At 56.8% G+C, this 17,761-nt stretch carries 14 protein-coding genes and 1 pseudogene; 4 read left to right on the top strand and 11 right to left on the bottom strand.

Annotated features, from left to right (window positions below; genetic code table 11):
- Positions 1-14 precede the first annotated feature (14 nt).
- The 5 genes from gcvA to Q9290_RS01220 form a co-directional block, all read right to left on the bottom strand.
- Positions 15-950, bottom strand: coding sequence for a transcriptional regulator GcvA (gene gcvA / locus Q9290_RS01240; RefSeq protein WP_306077815.1), 936 nt, complete (start codon positions 948-950; stop codon positions 15-17).
- Positions 951-1,156: 206 nt separating this feature from the next.
- The gene (dddP, locus tag Q9290_RS01235) at positions 1,157-2,503 is read right to left on the bottom strand and encodes a dimethylsulfonioproprionate lyase DddP (protein WP_306077814.1); all 1,347 of its coding nucleotides are present in this window, start codon (positions 2,501-2,503) and stop codon (positions 1,157-1,159) included.
- Between the two features lie 207 nt (positions 2,504-2,710).
- Positions 2,711-3,901: a cyanate transporter gene (locus tag Q9290_RS01230; protein ID WP_306077813.1), complete on the bottom strand. Its 1,191-nt coding sequence runs from the start codon at positions 3,899-3,901 to the stop codon at positions 2,711-2,713.
- A 33-nt stretch (positions 3,902-3,934) separates the two neighbouring features.
- Positions 3,935-4,558 (bottom strand): ankyrin repeat domain-containing protein, encoded by a 624-nt coding sequence (locus Q9290_RS01225; protein ID WP_306077812.1) that lies wholly within the window; start codon positions 4,556-4,558, stop codon positions 3,935-3,937.
- A gap of 225 nt (positions 4,559-4,783) precedes the next feature.
- Positions 4,784-5,815, bottom strand: a complete 1,032-nt coding sequence (locus Q9290_RS01220) for a diguanylate cyclase domain-containing protein (protein ID WP_306077811.1) — start codon at positions 5,813-5,815, stop codon at positions 4,784-4,786.
- 110 nt (positions 5,816-5,925) lie between these two features.
- On the opposite strand from Q9290_RS01220, the gene Q9290_RS01215 reads away from it, so the two are divergent.
- From Q9290_RS01215 to Q9290_RS01200, 4 genes and pseudogenes are all read left to right on the top strand, one after another.
- Complete coding sequence (locus tag Q9290_RS01215) at positions 5,926-6,186, top strand: hypothetical protein (RefSeq protein WP_306077810.1); 261 nt, start codon at positions 5,926-5,928, stop codon at positions 6,184-6,186.
- A 27-nt stretch (positions 6,187-6,213) separates the two neighbouring features.
- A complete protein-coding gene (locus tag Q9290_RS01210; RefSeq protein WP_306077809.1) occupies positions 6,214-7,593 on the top strand; it encodes a DEAD/DEAH box helicase in 1,380 nt (459 codons plus the stop codon).
- Between the two features lie 745 nt (positions 7,594-8,338).
- Positions 8,339-9,937: pseudogene (locus Q9290_RS01205) on the top strand (VPA1262 family N-terminal domain-containing protein).
- Positions 9,934-11,385: a hypothetical protein gene (locus Q9290_RS01200; RefSeq protein ID WP_306077808.1), complete on the top strand. Its 1,452-nt coding sequence runs from the start codon at positions 9,934-9,936 to the stop codon at positions 11,383-11,385. Before Q9290_RS01205 ends, Q9290_RS01200 begins: the two are co-directional and overlap by 4 nt.
- Before the next feature lie 71 nt (positions 11,386-11,456).
- Here the strand turns inward: Q9290_RS01200 and Q9290_RS01195 are convergent, their stop codons facing one another.
- The 6 genes from Q9290_RS01195 to Q9290_RS01170 all read right to left on the bottom strand — a co-directional run bounded on the left by Q9290_RS01195 (position 11,457) and on the right by Q9290_RS01170 (position 17,737).
- Entirely contained in the window at positions 11,457-11,804 is a 348-nt protein-coding gene (locus Q9290_RS01195; RefSeq protein ID WP_306077807.1) for a DUF4112 domain-containing protein, read from the bottom strand.
- Between the two features lie 201 nt (positions 11,805-12,005).
- Positions 12,006-12,773, bottom strand: a complete 768-nt coding sequence (locus tag Q9290_RS01190) for an NAD(P)-binding domain-containing protein (protein WP_306077806.1) — start codon at positions 12,771-12,773, stop codon at positions 12,006-12,008.
- A 135-nt stretch (positions 12,774-12,908) separates the two neighbouring features.
- Positions 12,909-13,517 carry a glutathione S-transferase family protein gene (locus Q9290_RS01185; protein ID WP_306077805.1) on the bottom strand — a complete coding sequence of 203 codons (609 nt, stop codon included), beginning with the start codon at positions 13,515-13,517 and terminating at the stop codon, positions 12,909-12,911.
- A 303-nt stretch (positions 13,518-13,820) separates the two neighbouring features.
- Positions 13,821-14,600, bottom strand: coding sequence for an electron transfer flavoprotein subunit beta (etfB, locus tag Q9290_RS01180; RefSeq protein WP_306077804.1), 780 nt, complete (start codon positions 14,598-14,600; stop codon positions 13,821-13,823).
- Complete coding sequence (gene etfA, locus Q9290_RS01175) at positions 14,590-15,804, bottom strand: electron transfer flavoprotein subunit alpha (protein WP_306077803.1); 1,215 nt, start codon at positions 15,802-15,804, stop codon at positions 14,590-14,592. The genes etfB and etfA overlap by 11 nt, the downstream gene beginning before the upstream one ends.
- Positions 15,797-17,737, bottom strand: a complete 1,941-nt coding sequence (locus Q9290_RS01170; RefSeq protein ID WP_306077802.1) for a (Fe-S)-binding protein — start codon at positions 17,735-17,737, stop codon at positions 15,797-15,799. The genes etfA and Q9290_RS01170 overlap by 8 nt, the downstream gene beginning before the upstream one ends.
- Positions 17,738-17,761 lie beyond the last annotated feature (24 nt).

The following is a 17,761-nucleotide window of genomic DNA, read 5'->3' as shown; positions in this document are numbered from 1 at the left end:
CTGCTCTTGGTTACTCAACTATTTTCGTGCAGGCCTTTTTCGCCCACCTGGCCCGGTAATTGTTCCAGCAGCCAGCTGCGGAACGTTTTCACGCTGTTGGGCACCACGCCCCGGTTCAGGGGCTCCAGCATGCAGAAGCTGGCCGGGGTGCGCAGCACCGTATCCACCGGCCGCACCAGGGCGCCGCTTTCCAGGTATTCATCCACCAGCGAGCCCCAGGCAAGGGCAATGCCCTGACCGTTAATGGCAGCCTGTATCAGCATGGGGTAATTGTTGATGTTAACCCGGTTGCGGGGGGTGATATTGGACCAGCCAACCTGCTCAAACCACTCCTGCCAGCTCACCCAGTCGCGCTGGGATTCATCCAGATAGAGCAGGGTTCTGCCGAACAGCTCTTCCGGTGAGCCCCATTCCTTGGCGCGCTCCAGGTAAGCGGGGCTGCACACCGGAAACACCTCTTCGGGAAACAGCCGGGTTACCTTCATGTCCGCCGGCGGCAGCCGGCAGTAGAACAGCGCCAGATCGCAGTCGAGCCGGCGAAAGTCGGTGACCTGATCCGACGCCAGTATGCGCAGATCCACCTCTTCATGCTGCTGCTGAAACACCGCCACCTTGGGCAGCAGCCACAGCGCCGCCATGGCATTGGTGGTGGCCACGGTAATTTGCTGCTCGCCCTGCCACTTCTTGATTTCACCGGTGGCGCTGGCCACATCCAGCAGGGCGCGGTAAATGGTCTGGTAATACTGCATGCCGGTAGGAGTGAGGGATATGTTGCGGTTGGCCCGCACAAACAGATCCTTGCCCAGATATTCCTCCAGCTGGCGGATCTGCCGGCTGATGGCGCCCTGAGTCACGCTCAGTTCATTGGCGGCCAGCGTAAAGCTGAGATGGCGGGCCGCCGCCTCGAACACAATAAGGCTGTTCATGGGCGGCAGTGGCTTGATTTTCATGGTCACTCCTGACGTATGTCGGACGGACTGCTCCTGTCCTTTTTGCGCGCACTCTACCATTATTTTGCTGGACGGCCAGATTTATCAAATGGCCGGAAAGCAGTAACGTGATCGCAGGCATCTTCGTCGAAAATATAACTAACAGGCTCCCGCAGAACGCGGGAGCGAAATGAATGTAAAGCGGTGAAAGGATGTACAAACGGCCATTAGTCGGCCAGCAATGCCGCCTCAAAGGGATAGGAGGTCAGGTTTTCAACACCGGTTTCGGTGATCAGCACCTGATCTTCCAGCTTCACGCCTTCCTTGCCACCCACGGCGCCCACATAGGCCTCCACGCACAGGGTCATGCCCGGCTCCAGCACCCCATCGTAGCCATGGCATTCCAGATCTTCGGGGTAACGAATACAGGGATATTCATCGCATAGCCCCACCCCGTGCATCATCACGCCGTAGCGCTGGGGCCGGTAGGCCTCGGGCAACAGCAGGCCGGCTTCGGTCACTTCCCGAAAGCTCATGCCCGGCTTTAATATGCTCATGTTGTACTGAATATGCTCATGGGCAACCCGGTACAGGTGTTTCTGCTCCGCCGTGGGCACGCCGTCGCCAATCAGCCAGGTACGGGAAATATCGGCGCACATGCCGTAGGGGCCTATCAGGTCGCTGTCGAAGGCCAGTAGTTCACCCTGCTGCACCACCCGGGGGCCGCACTCCTGAAACCAGGGGTTGGTACGGGGGCCGGAAGACAGAATGCGGCATTCAATCCACTCGCCGCCGCGGCGAATGTTTTCCGCATGCAAAATGGACCAGATGTCGTTTTCGGTGACGCCGGGCACCGAGGCCTGCTGCATCAGCTTCATGGCAATTTCGGTGGAGGCAATGGAGCAACGCATGGCGTTGATTTCGTCTTCGTTCTTAACGGCGCGGGCCAGCTCCATTACCTCCTGGCCGTCGAACAGTTCAATGCCGAGGCGCTGTAACTGGGTAAAGCCGGCCATTTCAATCTTGTCGACCGCCAGGCGATTGTTGCTGCCGCCGTGCTCCCGCAGCACCGACTGCACCTCGGCGGCAAACTGGGCCGCGTGCTGCTCGGTTTTGTTGCCGGTTTCAAAATAGAAAAAGGCAGTCCCGCCGCGCACTTCTTTTACCAGCGGCAAGTGGGCCGACAGATGCTCGCAGTTGTGAAAGTCCCACAAAATCACATAACCGGCCGCCGACACAAAACAGGCGCGGGCATGGTTGTGGGTGATCCACAACTGCATGTTGGTGGTGTCGGTGGCGTAGCGAATATTCAGCGGGTCAAACAGCAGCACCCCGGCCAGATCGCGCTTTTGCAGCTCGGCCACAATCCGCTGCAGCCGGTATTCGCGCATGCGCTTCAGGGTGGGCGGTGTAATGCCCAGCGCTTCCCACTCGGCAAAAGCCAGCTCGGTGGGGCCTATCTCGACCCGGTCGTTGTCGTTGAGAGAGCCATCGGGCTTGAACTGGCCCCGGCGACGGGAAGGATCAATCTTTCTGTTGGAAGATACCGACGAAAACATGCCAGCACTGTTCATGATTTACCCCTGGTAATAGTGACACTTGTCCATGTGCGCCCTTGTGCGCAGCCATTCCTTCCCGCAGGAGCAGGAATGTTAATAAAATGTCACATGTATTACAGGAGAAAAAGCGACGAAAACTCAGGCTCGCATGAGCTCTGCGCATGGAAGAAAGGCGCCACCCGGCTCCACGATAACGGCCGGGCGACGTGCCTGTAGCCGGCCTCAGGCGCTGGCCATGGCCTGGGCGTAGCGGCGCGGGTTAAAGCGCAAAGTGGTCAGCAGCACCACGCTTACCAGCCCCAGGTGCAGGGTCCAGCCGGCGGCAAAGGTGCCGGTGCTTTCCAGCAGCAGCGACACCGCCAAGGGCCCCAAGGCCGCCAGCAAAAAGCCGCCGCCCTGCATCAGCGCGGTGAGCACCCCCGCCTGCTGGGGCACCGGAAGGTGATCCAGTGCCGTGACCAGCGACATGGAGAAATTGCCGCCCAGGCCCATGCCGCACACCGCTACCCACAGCCAGGGGGCCAGCTCTGGTTGCAGCAACAAACCGGCAAAGCCCACCAACTGCAACAGCAGGGTCAGCCACAGCCAGGGGCGACGGTCCTGGCCCCGGGCCAGCAGGGTAATGCCCACCGCCGACACCGCCTGGGCCACCGCCATGACCGACACCAGGCCGGCGCTGCTGGCGGCACTCCAGCCCAGTTGCTGATAGTAAGGGGCCAGCCAGGTGACCATGGTGGAGTAACCGGCGTTCACAAAACCAAAACACAGCATCAGTTGCCAGGTTCGGGGCCGGGCCAGCAGCCGCCCTGCCAGCCCCGGCTCGGGACGGTTGCCGCCCTGCTCCGCCAGCACTCGGCGGGCGCACAGCCAGGCCAGCGCCACCGGCACCGCCAGCCAGGCCAGCGCCTGCTGCCAGTTATGCTCGGCCCCCGCCAGCCAGGGCGTAAGCTGGGCACCAATGGCACCACCGCCCATGATCATTGCCGAATACAGGCCGGTGACCATGGCCATGCGCCCGGCAAACTGCTGCTTGATGATGCCGGGAAACACCGACTGCACAAAGGCCACGCCCATGCCGCAGAGCAAAGCGGTAAACAGCAGGGTAACGCCGTTATCGGCAATGCCCCGCAAGGCCGAGCCCAGCATCAGCAACGCCAGCGCCGTTAGCAGGCCCCGGCGTGTGCCCCATTTGGCCTGCAAGTGAGGCGATACAAACGCCCCCACGCCCATCAGCAAAAAGGGCAGCAGGGTGATCAGCGATATGCCCACATAGCTGAGGCCGGTGCCGGTGCGGATCATCTCCATCACCGGGCCGGGGCCGGTAATAAAGGGGCGCAGATTCAGGCCAACGAGCACCACCAGCAGCAGCATGGCGCCCTGCCCAACAACAAAAGAGCGGGATTGTGAGGTCATCAATATGTTCCGGTTAAGCAATAAAAAAGCGCATCAGCGGCCGCCAGCCTGCTCCAGCAACTGCACCATTCCGGTGTAGCCGCGTTGGCGGGCATGTTGCAGCGGAGTAATGCCGTCGGCGTCGGCAATATTCGGATCGGCACCGGCCTCCAGCAGCAGCGCCACAATCCTGGTATGGGCCGGCCCGCCCTGCCCCAGCACAATGGCTTCCATCAGGGCGGTCCAGTGCAGCCGGTTGATGTGGTTTACGTCCACCCCGGCGGCGATCAGCATTTTTACCGTGTCGATATGGCCGCGCTCGGCGGCGGGGATCAGCGCGGTACCGCCATAACGGTTGGTGCTGGCGAGATCGGCGCCATGGGCCAGGGTGAGTTCAAGAATCTCGTTATAGCCACTGGCGCCGGCATAAAGGTAGGGGCTGTCGTTGATATCATCCTTGGCGTTTACATCGGCGCCAGCAGCAATCAACAGCCGGGCTGCCTCAACCTGGTTACGGCGGGTGGCCAGCATCAGCGCGGTGCGGCCGTTGTCGTCCCGGCTTTCCAGCTTGGCGCCGGCGTCCAGCAGGGTGCTAATGGCAGCGGCATTGCCATTGATGGCGGCCGCCCTCAGTTGTTGCTCCGGCTCGCCGCCGGCGGCATGGGTCATCAGTGACATCAGCAAGGCTCCCAACCAAAAACCATGAATGGAAAAACGCGCAAGCGACATGGATATCTCCTAAGCGGCGAGTAAGGTAACCGCGTCAACCAGGTGAAAGGGATAAAACCCCATTCCGGCATGGTAGAAGCCCGCCAGCTTATTGAAAAATTAAATATTTGAATGGAGTCTATTGGAATTGCGAATAACGCGGCAGCCACCCCGCCCGCAAAGGTGCTTTGGGTTTCAGCTTTGGAGTAGCGCCTCGCGCTGATAATAACGGTGCTTGTGGGCGTACATCTGGTGATCGGCCCGGTTCAGCAGGGCCTGCGCCGTGGTGCCGTCTTTTGGATAGAGCGCCGCCCCCATGCTGAAACCGCAGCGCAGCGCCTGGTCGTTGATTTCAAACGCAGGCGCCATGGCCGCCTCAATGCGCGCAGTGGTTAGCGCCACATCCTCGGGCTGCTTTATCTGGGTCAGCAAAATCACAAACTCGTCTCCGCCCATGCGCGCCAGGGTGTCTGAATCCCGCAACAGGGGCCTGATGCGCCCGGCCACCTGCTGCAGCAGGCTGTCTCCTGCATCGTGCCCATGGGTATCGTTGACCTGCTTGAAACCATTGAGATCGATAAACAGCACGGCGAGCGGCACCCCGGTGCGTTGCGCCAGGGCAATGGCCTGCTGCAGGCGTTCGTGCAGCATATAACGGTTGGGCAGGCCGGTGAGGCTGTCGTGATGGGCCAAATACTGCATTTTCTGCTCGGCCTCCTTGCGGGCCGAAATGTCGGTCACCATGTTCAGCGTGGCCGGCTCCCCCTTCCAGACAATGGAGACCCCGCTCAACTCAATGGGATAGCTGGTGCCGTCTTTTTTCAGAAACAGGCTTTCGTAGCGCTGGGGGGACGGCTCACCCGACAGCCGGCGCAGGTGGTTGGCCAGCATCACTTCACGGGCAGAAGGGTCGATCAGCGGCATAAAGGTGGGCAGCGCTTTCAACTCGGCCTCGCTGTAACCGGTCATTTCACACATGCGCGGGTTCAGGTACACCAGCCGCTTGTTCTGCACCACCACTATGCCCTCGTGGGCGGTTTCTACCAGATAACGAAAAGAGTCTGCCCGCTCCCGTACACTCTGCTCCACGCCATGATGGCGGATTGCCGCCCGCCGATGACGCCAATGAGACCACGCCCAGCCCCCGGCCAGCACCAACAGCGCGACCACTGCACTCCAGGCCAGATACGAACTGACCAGGTAACCCGCTTCCGTGCTTGCTATCATGCCCGACACCCTAACCCTCATCCCTGTTCGGTCGTTTTTCAGCTACGGCATCTGTGGATTCAAATGTGCCGAAACCGGGTAAGCTTATCCGCTGTCAATGGTACGCGCCATTGATAAGCATCAAAAACTGGCGTCAATGCCTGAAAAACAAGGGTGAAGCCGGTGGCCGGAGTGCAGGCGAGAAGGCCCGACAAACCTGGGCGCCTTTCATGCAAAAAGCACCCATCATTGAACTGGTTACCGTTCCTGTTTCACTCCAAACGCGGTTCGCCATTCACGAACAGTTAAAAAGCGCAAAAAATAAGCAAAAACCACAATTAACCCTCTCCCCCGACGGCAAAATAACGTATATTCCACCCTCGATTTTTTGACTGTAGCGACTCTACAGAGGAACTCTTATGCAATTTTCATCTCTGGATCTGGCCCCCGAGCTGCAACAGGCGCTCGTAGACTGTGGCTACAGTGAAATGACCCCGGTACAAACCCAGGCCATTGTGCCCGCCCGCCGCGGCCGCGATCTGCAGGTCACCGCGCAGACCGGCACCGGCAAAACCGCCGCCTTTGCCATTCCCGTGCTGCAGCGCATGCTCGACAACCCCAGGGCCACGGTGGAGCGCCGCCCGCGCGCGCTGATCCTCACTCCCACCCGGGAGCTGGCCGAGCAGCTGGCAGACAACATTACCGCCTATGCCAAGTACCTGGCCCTGAGCGTGACCGCGCTGTATGGCGGCGTGAAAATGGGCGGCCAGGCCAACAAGCTGCGCGCCGGCACCGACCTGGTGATCTCCACCCCCGGCCGGCTGATGGAACACATTACGCTGGGCAACGTGGCCCTGACCGACGTGGAATTTGTGGTACTGGATGAAGCCGACCGCATGCTCGACATGGGCTTTATCAACGACGTGCTCAAGCTGATGCAGCTGACCGCGCCCAAGCGCCAGACCCTGCTGTTTTCCGCCACCACCTCGCCGGCAGTGAACGAGCTGGCCCACAAGGTGCTGCATAACCATCAGCAACTTCGCGTAACCCGGGTAAACAGCACCGCCGACACCGTGCGCCATGCGGTGTATCCGGTGGAAGAAAGCCGCAAGATTGAGCTGTTTGAGCAGCTGCTGGCCGAGCAAAACTGGTTTCAGGTATTGGTGTTCACCAGCACCAAGGAGCAGGCCGACCGCCTGCAGGCCGGTCTGAAGAAAAACAAAATTGAAGCCGCCGTGTGCCACGGCGACAAGAGCCAGGGCAGCCGCCGCCGGGCCATTGCCGACTTTAAATCCGCCAAGCTGCAGGTGCTGATTGCCACCGAAGTGGCCGCACGCGGCCTGGACATTCAGGGCCTGGAGCAGGTGGTGAACTTCAACCTGCCCTACCTGCCGGAAGACTATGTGCACCGCATTGGCCGCACCGGCCGCGCCGGCGCCCCGGGCAAGGCCATCTCCCTGGTAAGCCGGGAAGAAGAGCAAACCCTGGCACGCATTGAGAAGCTGATTGGCGCCCCCATCAAGCGCATTAACAAGCCGGGCTATGAAGTCTCCAACCGGGATGAGCTGCTGAAAAAGATCTCGCGCAAGGTACTCTCCGGCCGCTCCAACAAGGCCACCGCCACCATCATTGAGCTGGAAGGCAGCGGTGACGGCCGCGCCAAGGGCAAAAAAAACCGCATTGACGGTGACAAGAAGCGCAGCCCGAGCCCGGTGCGCCTGAAAAAAACCGGCACCGAAAAAGCCGGCCCCAAGAAAAAGAAACTGCGCGGCAAACGCGCCGAGCGGTATTCCCGCTAAGCAACATCAAAGCCGGCCACCATGGCCGGCTTTTTTATTGGTGGTCATTCCCGCGAAGGAACGTCATCCCCGTGTAGACGGGGACGGGAACCCAGAGCAGGCGGCGCCTAACTCGATCCCGTACACTGTTACTCCATCCCCGTCATTCCCGCACCTCCCCCGTCGTTCCCGCGAAGGAACGTCATCCTCGCGAAGGCGGGGACGGGAACCCAGAACAGCCACCACCAAACTCACCCCAAACACCCAGTCCTAACCGCCGCACATCACCAAAAACCACCCACAAACCCACCAAACTCAAACACCCGCCTCGCAAAATGCCCTTCCCCCATTGCCTTTTCAGCCTCATACGACAAAAATACGGCCTCAAAAGAGTACTTCAGGCATGCGCTTACGCCTCAGCACAGTGAGGGGCGGTAGCCTATTTTTTTATACATAAGATAACCATGCATATAGCGCTATGCAGGCATGCTCAAAAAGTACAGATTAACTAAAAAATTGAACGGAAGATCATAAAGTTAGTCTTTTTCCTTAATCAGATAGTGAACAAAACCTAAGCAAAAATGAGCATGCTCGTTTTCCACACTTCAAAAAGCATTAAAGTTTATTTTCAATACCGTAAATCATAAAATTAAGGAAAGTAATCATACAGTTTCAGCTGAACAAATATGTACACGCGCGGTATAAAAATTAGTCTCTTGTGAAAATCTCGCCCTACTTAAACCAAGAATGGAATTATGTGACACTAATGAAAGAATTAGAAAGGTTGTTAGATAATGGTGTTTTAGGAATATATGACAGAGTTGAAGTAACTGAAGTGTTTGGCTGTTTGCCAGATAAATCTGTTCAAAACATATTTACGATCATTGTTGCTGAAAACAGGATTGATGAAGATTTAGAAAAACCAAAGATTCTTAATGAAAATCGAATATTTTTAAAGAAGCTAAAAGGCTGGAGTTTTGGCGTTTTGCGATACACGAAAAGTATCAATGATATATTGCGCGATCTAAATAAGTTAAAGGACGATAGCATTTGGTCAGCATCAGGAAAATCACAATCTATAACAGACACTCTTATATTACAACCACCAAAGTTTGCGCCACCGGACTCATTCGATGAGGTACCACTAAGTAAAGTACTAAAAAATAATTTTTGGAATGGATCACACATTGTGGAGTTTCAAAACTCTACTAAGAATAAAATTATACCTTTGTTAGAGTCTCCCGCATTACTTCAAGACTTGTCTGAGCAAATTCAGCAGTACACCCCCATTTCATTAGCTAGTGTTACTGACCGACTTGGTAATTTCCTAGTGCAAATTCCCGTCACCATACTTCAAGCCCGCTTCCAGCATTCTAAGATCGAGAATAATTTAAAACTTCGCATTGTTTTTAACCCTTTAGCAAAGCATAGAAAACTAAGGGTTAACTGTGATATGGAATACGATAAAGTAATTAATGGATATGGGTCATACGAAGTCAATGGAACTGAATTGATCATCCCCATGAGCAGTGATCAAGGTCCACACAAAGGAGTTCTATGGGATGATGAAAATAACTTAATTTTGGCTGCCACTCGACCAAGCTCCTTTATATCAACAGTATCATATAACATGAGAATTATTGAAAATTAGCCTCGTGTCTTTAAGATTAATATTAAGGGTGTAGAAAAAGATGTAAGAATTACAGTTAACCACAACCAAACTAACAGTGTCGGTGAGAAGAAACCGAGTCATGATGACTGGACTAAGAAAAGGCTATATCGAGACGAAAAAATTAAACTTGCTAAACAAAAAAAGTTTATCCAATACAAACCTAAAGTAGGAGAAGTAGAGAAAGAACACCAAAAGGCGATATCTGATATTAGGTCATTAATTAGCCAATATGGGGAAAGGGGGGTTTGGCTTTGGGATCCATACTTAGACGCAAATGATGTTTTAAAAACCCTATTTCATTGTCCTCATTATGGTTCTGAATTGAGGGCACTAACAAACTTGAGTACATTTAACGATAAGTGTGATTCAGGTGATGGGGCAGTAGGTAAAAGTGAACAATTGTCTAAGCAAAAGAGTATATTAGAGAGTTTGGATTCAAATCTATATGGAATCAACCTTGAATTTAGGGCTCGCATTGGTAACTCAGGGTGGAACTTTCACGACCGTTTTCTTATTTTCCCTTATACAGTTCAAGGAGTACTTGCATGGTCATTAGGAACATCCGTCAACAGTCTTGGTAAGCAGCATCATATATTACAACAAATTGACGATGGTCAACTTATCGCTGATTCATTTATAGAGCTGTGGGATCAACTAAAAGAGCAAAATAACTTAATATGGAAGCATCAATGAATAGCTACGAAGTCACCCTTGGTCAACTTGTTGAGAAAGCAATTAGTAAAGATCAAAATGAATCTAATTTCACCACTTATGAATATACTCCTGATGAAACTGTCAGTGAAGAGTTCCTTAGAAACTTCCATATGGAACTAGACAATAAATATGAATATATAAGTCACATGAAATATTGCAAGCCAAACGAACTTAAAATTAGCCATGAAAATTTGGAAGATGCTGTCAGTCTAATTGCTTTCTGTATTAACCGATTGAAAAACTGGTCAAATATCGGAGTTAAAAGCATAAATGAGCTAATAGTAAATTTGAATATTGCAGGTTTTCTTGATGTGAACGGCTGTTTTTGGAGAGCTTTATCAAGACATGAAATCCCTCTAAGCCATGAAGTAATAGAATACTCTAGCAATCAATTATCACGACTGAAAAGTGAATTTAAGGTTTGTAATGACTTGGAAGTTCCCATATATGAAAAGGAGAGCCTTGAAAGTTTTTTATTGGCCATATCAAGTAAAGATTGGGTAGGGATTGCAGAACTATGGAAATTGTTCAATAACAGCCCTTTACTAAGTTGTGAAAGCATACAGCTACTTCACATTCTAGATTATTATGACAGGTGCACATTAATATCTACATTTGAAAACTGCAATGACATACCGATACTCATGCATATAATGAACCACCTCAGAACAGAAACAGCTTTCTTTATAGGCTCTGAAACCCAAAATGATATTTTGCAGTTTACTAGTGTATATTCAACACTTAGTCATCACAAAGCTCGCAACCACCTTAGTGATATCAACAATGATCTGCTGTCTACCATATTCAGGAAGGTTGGGTTTGATAATGATAAGTTCATTAAGTGGATGGTTGTCTTCAATAAATATCCTTTACGCTTCCCTAATATACAAACCGCACTCGGGAAAATGCTAGCAACTACAACAAATAGTGAAAACCTCGAAGCTTATATAAAGTCAATATCTATTAGTAAGCACGCTGACAATGAAAGCCGCAAAATTTTAAGTGAATGCTTGAAGGAGTTTGTTAAACATTCCGACACTGCCAGAAGATACGAACTATGGAACATCGCATATAAACATTGGTTTGAGTGGGACTTTGGTGGAAACAATAAGGAAAATTATATTTTTCAGACTGTTTTTTCTGAACTAGATTTTGCTATCGTAGGTTATTACAAAGAATGCGTTTCACATGAAGAGAGGTTATCAATAAAACAAGAGTTAGTGAGAAATATGCAATCACTTGAAAGCAAGTGGCACATTTCACCATCTTCCGCAAATTCATATTGGTATAGAAATCTATCTTTTTATCAAGTAATAGAACATGCTGAACAAGTGAGTGACGATATCGATACATGGTTACTTGAAGGAAGATATTATATTCCATTGCAGTTTCACGAAAATGAGTATATCGCGATGTTAGTTGGGTAATAAGATTTATTTTATTATGACCGCAACTAACAAACCTTTCACCGGAACTTGATGGAAGCGTTGTTCCCCTATTACCTCCGCTCAAAATACTCCCCCATCAACCTCACATTCCTACGGTTGGCCTTGAAGCCAAAGTCGAACAGATCACCCAGTATTGGAATGCTGCCGATCAGCACTTCCAGCAGCACGTTAAAGCCCATGCGCGCCAGTACGCCGGCGGGCAGTTTCATGCGGGCGGCCTGAAGCAGTATGTAGCTTGAGAGTGCGGCGCCGGCCAGATCCCCTACCCCGGGCACCAAACCCATGATGCCGTCCAGGCCAATGCGAAAGCCGCCAGGCAGGCGAATGGCGCTGTCCAGCAGCCAGGCGAGGCGGTCGAGTTTGGCTCGGGTTTGCTTTTGGTGGTTAGTTTGGGGCATGGGGTTTTGGTTTTATGGGTGTGATGCAGGTAGTTTGACCTTGTTTGGGGTGGATTTGTAGTTTTGTGGGGGGCTGAATGAGGGGCGCCTTAGGCAGAACCGGAGGCGCCTGTTCTGGATTCCCACCTTCGTGGGAATAACGGATGAAGTGGGAATGACAGAGTGAAATTCGGGAATGTCAGAAGTATGTTTCTTCCGGAGTTATTCTGGTTTGCTGACCGTATCCATGGCGTCGCACCAGGCCTGCAGGCCGTTGGTCGCTCTGATCTGCTCTATGCCTTTCAGGGTAAAGGTGCCGGGGGTGGCAATGGCGTTGCCAATATCGCCGTAGTCGAGCTCGGGGCGGGATTCGGCAAGCGCCATGGCACTGCCGATGGAGTGCACCACCATTTGTCTGGCGGCCTCTTTGCTCATTCCCTGGTCCATGCTCCAGTCAATAAGCTGCTGCACCAGAAAATAGCTCCAACCATGCAGGCAGCCGTGGGCCAGCGCAACATCAAACAGAGCTTCCGACTCCAGCACAATAACCTTGCCCATGGTGCCAAACAGGGTTTCGGCGGCCGCATTGGCCGGAAACAGTGGCACCGGTCCGGCGCCCACTTCCACACTGGCCGGCGGCAGGGCGCGCACCAGGGTAGCGCCCTGCAACGCCGGGTAGTGCCGCAACTGCTGCAGCGACACGCCCGCCATCGCCGAGATCACAACCTGGCCGGGTTTGAAGGTCAGCCCTTGCACCAGCTCGCTCAGGCTCTGTGGTCGTACCGCCAGCAGAATCATGTCACTGCCTTCCACCACTTGCTGGTTGGAATCGGCAATCTCGCACCCGCACTGCTCGGCCAGCCGGCTGGCCGCCTGAGCATTGCGCGGGCTCAGAATAATGCGCCGTTGATCTCCGCCGTTACGCAGACCGGTTACCGTATAAGTGGCCAGGTGGCCAACACCTAAAATGCCCAGTGTGGGTGGGGTCATGCCGTGTTTCCTTCGGTCGGGTATGAGTTGTGTTTTACCTGTGATGGTTAGCATGCTGACTCGTTGCGGCTTGAGCAACCACCCGATGCCGTGATGTATGGCAGCGCCCCGCCCTCACCTGGGCTGACCAGGTCGCTACTGCACCGAAGGGCGCTGGGCCATTTGCTGGTGCCAGCGTTTCAGGTGCGGCAGGCTGTCATCCACGGTCAGCTCCAGATTTTGCATAAAACCACAAAGCACCCAAGCGGTAATGTCGGCAACGGAGAAGTGCTCACCGGCCAGCCAGGTGTGTTTGCCCAGTTGCGTGTCCAGCACCGGCAGAAACTGTTTCAGTCGCTGGCGCGACTCCTCTCCCCACTCCTTGATGCAGTTTTCGCGATCGCTGTAAAAGCCGGACAGGTTACGAAAGGCCTGAAAGGCCGGCACCAGGCCCTGCAGCTCCACAATTCGTTGCCACATTTCTACCTGTGCCTGCTCCAGCGGTGTGCGCCCGAACAGCGCCTTGTTGTTGGGGGTGGTGGCATCCAGATAGCGGCAAATGGCCAGGCTTTCGCAGATGCAGGTGCCATCGTCCAGCTCCAGCACCGGGATCAAACCGTTCGGCGCCTTCTCCCTGAACGCGGCCGAACGGTTTTCGCCGGCGCGAAGATCAACCTCAACACTCTCTATCTCAATGCCCAGCTCCCGCAGGAAAATATTCACGCGCTTTGAACTCGGTGTGCCGGCTTTATGGTGGATTTTCATGGTCGCTCCCTGTGGTGTGTAACGGCTGTCTCCAGTTAAGCACGATTCACGAAGCAGGATCACACGCCACGCTTAAAAAACGCCGGCTTTATGGGCATGACGGCATTTTTCTCGCCTGCGCTCCAAACCCGTCACCCGCGCGAGGGCCGGGGTCCATGCGCATCTGCCAGCACTGCGTTGCTGTCAGTATCTTGCGCCGTGTTCCGGATTCCCGTCCCCGTCTGCACGGTGAATGACGAAAACAGATTTAAAAACGCCGGCTTTTGGCCGGCGTGGTTACGATGTCTTCCCCAAGACAAGTGTTTATTTGCGCAGTACCCCTTCTTCCACCAGCAGGTCGTAAATGGCCTGGGCTGCGGCCTGGGGGTCGTTGCGAATGATCTGCCCCTTGCCCCCTTGAGCCTTGGCGGTGGCCTGCTTGAAGCGGTCGGCGGCGGTTTTGGCGCGGGCCACTTTCAGGCGCTTGGGCCTGGGTTTGGCGTCTTGCCATTTCCAGCCGCGGCTTTCAGCATCGCGGCGCGCGGCGCCCGGTTGCTGCTCTTCAATTTCACCGCGCCGGGCGCGGGCAAAGGCGAGCTGGCGGGGGCTGGCGGCGGCTTCGTCCACACTCGCCACCAGTGGCAGCTTAGTGGTAATGCGCCGGCGCTGGCCTCTCGGCAGGGCCTGCAACAGGGTCACCTGATCATCTTCAATCGACTCTATGGCGGCAATACCGGTCACCAGCGGCCAGCCCAGGTGCTCGGCCAGCAGGTAGGGCAGCATGCCCGAGCCCTCGCCCTGCTCGGCGTGAATGCCGGTAAGCAGCAAGTCGGGCTGCTGCTCGTCCAGGTAAGGCGCCAGCACCGCCAGGGCGTCGTCGTCCGGCGACTGGCGCAGCACGGTGAGCCGCTCCAGGCCCATGCCCAGGTAGTCGTGCAGTGCCGGGCGGCTCGGATCGCCGGCGTGGATCACTTCCAGCTCACCGCCCAGGGCAAAGGCCAGCTCCAGGGCGCAGGCGTCCTGCAGGGCGCGGCGGGCGCGGCCCGACACCGGGTGGCGGCCCTCACTCACCAGCACCGCAATGTTAAAGTATTCAGGCTGCATCACTCACCTCCCCCGCCGGCTGGGCTGAGGCCAGGGCCATCAGCGCCGCCAGAATTTCACTGCTGTCTCCAATAGCGCTCAGCCCGGCCCGCTTGACCATGTCGCAGTCAGCGTCCTGGTTAATGGCCACCACCTTCTCCACTTTGCCAATGCCCTGCAAATGCTGCACGGCGCCGGAAATGCCCACGGCAATGTACACCCGGGCACTCACCCAGGTGCCGGTGGCGCCCACCTGGCGGCTGCGCGGCATAAAGCCGTCGTCCACCGCCACCCGGCTGGCCCCCTCGGCGGCGCCGAGCAGGGTGGCGGCCTGGTGGAACTGATCCCAGTCGTGCACGCCGTTGCCGGCGGAGAGAATAAACTCGGCCTCGGCCAGCGGTATGTCGGCAGGATCCACCGCCACCCGGCCCAAATCCTTAACCCGGGCCGCCGGCAGGCGGTCGGCCTCAAATTCCACCGGCAGCGTTTCGTAACGGTGTTCGGTGCAGGGCATGGCGCACTCTTCCAGCGGCAGCAGCACTCGGCACAACGGACGGGTAATGTCCTGATGGCCGGCGCCACTGCGGGCAATTACCTGCTCGCCTTGCCACTTCCACACCCCGGTGGCCGGGCGTTCGCCCAAGGCCACCGCCAGCCGCCGGCCCAGCTCGGCCGACTCGCCGGCATCGGGGAACAACCAGTGCAGCGGCTGATAGTCGCCGTCGGCCTGCAGGCACAGCTCGGTCCAGGCTTCCGGCTGATAGCCGTCCACCCCGTGCAGTTGCAGCAGCCGATCCACGCCCGCTTCCTCAATGCCTTCCTTCAGCTCGCCGCACACCAGCCCCAGCACCGCCGTGGCCTGATGTTGCGCCGCCGCCAGTTGCTGGGCCAGGCCCAGCACGTCCTTGCCGTGGGCGGTCAGGCGACCGCCGGACAGCGGCAGCCAAACGGCAATGTAATGCTGCGGATTGTCCACTCGGTGCAGCGGCAGTTGCGGCTGCTCGCTGGCCTTGCGCACCAGTTGGGTAACGCCGCCGCCCTGCAGGTTGGCCCTGTCCAGCCGGCGCAGGCCGCTGGGGCCATATTGCCACTGGGGCCGCGGGTTCTTGCGCAACAGCCCGGTGGGGCCGCGGCTCGGCTGGCCGCTCAGCTCACCATGGCGCGGATGCAGCCGATTGCGGGCAATCCAGGCCGAGCGCGGATCCTTGCGAATGACGTCAGACATGGGCTTCCTCCTTCTCGCGCGGCTGCTCGGCGGGCTGAACCAACGCCTCCAGCAGCAGCTCGGCTATGTCTTTCACCTCCGGGCGCGGCTCCACCACCCCTTCCATCATCAGGGTGCATTGCGGGCAGGCCACCGCCATCAGCTCGGCGTCCACCGCCCGGGCATCGTCCATGCGCATGTCGGCAATGCGGCGCTCGCCGGGAATGTCGGTCACCGGCGCGCCGCCACCGCCGCCGCAGCAACGGGAACGGAAACCGCTGCGCTCCATCTCGGTGCGGGCAAAGCCCAGCTGGTCGAGCAGGTAGCGGGGTGCGTCATACACGCCGTTGTAGCGGCCGAGATAGCAGGGATCGTGGTAGGTCAGCCTGCCGGTCTGGCCATTGCTGAACGCCAGTTTGCCCTGCTGGTGCAGCTCCGCCAGCAGCTCGCTGTGGTGCAGCACGGTGTAGTCACCACCCAGCTCGGCATATTCGGTGCCCAGGCTCTGCAACGAGTGCGGATCGGCGGTCACAATGCGGTTAAAGCGGTATTTGCTTAAGGTCTGAATGTTGACCTTGGCCAGCCGCTGAAAGGTGGCTTCGTCGCCCAGCCGGCGGGCCAGATCGCCCGAGTCCAGCTCCTCGTTGCCGAGGTAGGCAAAGTCCACACCTCCGGCGCGCAGCAATTGCACCAGGGCCCGCAGGGTGCGCTGGTTGCGCATGTCAAAGGCGCCGTCACCCACCCACAGCAGCACGTCGGCTTCACCAATGTCCTTCAGCAGCGGAATGTTGAGGTCCGCCGCCCAGTGGCTGCGGCTGGCTGGGGCCAGGCCACCCGGGTTGTCGGTGGCAATCAGATTTTCCAGCACTTCCTGACCCTTGCCCGGGGTCTGACCCCGCTCCAGGGTGAGGTAGCGGCGCATGTCCACCACGGCGTCCACGTGCTCAATCATCATGGGGCACTCTTCCACGCAGGCGCGGCAGGTGGTGCACGACCACAGGGTCTGGCTGTCGAGCATGCTTTCCACCAGCGGCTTGTCGGGGCAACCGGTGCGGGCGGCGTTTTCCTGGCCCGGGTGGGGGCTGCCGCGGTAGCTCACTTCTTCCTGGGCGGCCAGGCTGATCACCATGTCCTGAATGAGCTTTTTGGGGTTGAGCGGCTGCCCAGCGGCAAAGGCCGGGCACTTGCTTTCGCAGCGACCGCACTGCACACAGGCGTCAAAGCCCAGCAACTGGTTCCATTTAAAGTCGGTGACCTTTTCCACGCCCAGCTTGTCGGCGCTCATGTCGAGGGCTTTCAGGCCGGTGTCACGGCCACCGCCAAAGCGGGCCGGACGACGGTGAAAGGCCAGGTGCAGGGCACCGGCAAAGGCGTGCTTCATGGGGCCGCCCCAGGCCATGCCAAACACCAGCTCGCCCAGGCCCCAGGCACACACTGCCAGCAGCAGCAGGCCCAGCAGGGTGCTGCCGGTGCCGTCGGGCAAAATGCCGGCGGCCGGCAGGGTGGCGATAAAAAAGCCCAGCGAGAACGCCAGCAGGCTTTTCGGCAACCGCTGCCAGGGGCCGCGCGACAGCCGGGAGTTGGGCAGTTCACTGGCGGGCTTGCGGCGGCGCTTCAACACAAACAACGCGCCAATGGTCATCAGCAGGCTGGCACCCAGCAGCGGCCATACCAGCCAGGCGCTGTGCAGGCCCAGGCCGTGCACCAGCACCACCAGCACCAGCGCCAGCACAAAGCCGCCGCCGGTGGCCACGTGGGTGTTGGACATGTACTTGTCGCGCGCCACCACATGGTGCAAATCCACCAGATAACGACGCGGCATGGCGGCCAGCCCCTGCCAGAAGGCCACGGGGTTGGCCTGGCCCCGGCGCCACAGCCGCACCCGGCGCGCGGCACCGATGGCGGCCAGGGTAAAGGCCAGGGTTAACAAATAAGGGATCACAGGCTCGAACATAGCGGGCACCTCACAGGGCCGGGG

Origin of the sequence: Oceanimonas aquatica (assembly GCF_030732065.1) — a bacterium.
Taxonomy (GTDB): domain Bacteria; phylum Pseudomonadota; class Gammaproteobacteria; order Enterobacterales; family Aeromonadaceae; genus Oceanimonas.
Note: the sequence above shows the minus strand (reverse complement) of the source record. Positions and strands in the feature narration are given on the sequence as shown.

Excerpts from the sequence above, each read along its gene's own strand:
- Q9290_RS01190 (WP_306077806.1), bottom strand. The coding sequence starts at position 12,773 with ATGACCCCACCCACACTGGGCATTTTAGGTGTTGGCCACCTGGCCACT.
- Q9290_RS01170 (WP_306077802.1), bottom strand. The coding sequence starts at position 17,737 with ATGTTCGAGCCTGTGATCCCTTATTTGTTAACCCTGGCCTTTACCCTG.
- dddP (WP_306077814.1), bottom strand. The coding sequence starts at position 2,503 with ATGAACAGTGCTGGCATGTTTTCGTCGGTATCTTCCAACAGAAAGATT.
- Q9290_RS01220 (WP_306077811.1), bottom strand. The coding sequence starts at position 5,815 with ATGATAGCAAGCACGGAAGCGGGTTACCTGGTCAGTTCGTATCTGGCC.
- Q9290_RS01230 (WP_306077813.1), bottom strand. The coding sequence starts at position 3,901 with ATGACCTCACAATCCCGCTCTTTTGTTGTTGGGCAGGGCGCCATGCTG.
- gcvA (WP_306077815.1), bottom strand. The coding sequence starts at position 950 with ATGAAAATCAAGCCACTGCCGCCCATGAACAGCCTTATTGTGTTCGAG.
- Q9290_RS01210 (WP_306077809.1), top strand. The coding sequence starts at position 6,214 with ATGCAATTTTCATCTCTGGATCTGGCCCCCGAGCTGCAACAGGCGCTC.
- Q9290_RS01195 (WP_306077807.1), bottom strand. The coding sequence starts at position 11,804 with ATGCCCCAAACTAACCACCAAAAGCAAACCCGAGCCAAACTCGACCGC.
- Q9290_RS01200 (WP_306077808.1), top strand. The coding sequence starts at position 9,934 with ATGAATAGCTACGAAGTCACCCTTGGTCAACTTGTTGAGAAAGCAATT.
- Q9290_RS01225 (WP_306077812.1), bottom strand. The coding sequence starts at position 4,558 with ATGTCACTGATGACCCATGCCGCCGGCGGCGAGCCGGAGCAACAACTG.
- etfA (WP_306077803.1), bottom strand. The coding sequence starts at position 15,804 with ATGTCTGACGTCATTCGCAAGGATCCGCGCTCGGCCTGGATTGCCCGC.
- etfB (WP_306077804.1), bottom strand. The coding sequence starts at position 14,600 with ATGCAGCCTGAATACTTTAACATTGCGGTGCTGGTGAGTGAGGGCCGC.
- Q9290_RS01185 (WP_306077805.1), bottom strand. The coding sequence starts at position 13,517 with ATGAAAATCCACCATAAAGCCGGCACACCGAGTTCAAAGCGCGTGAAT.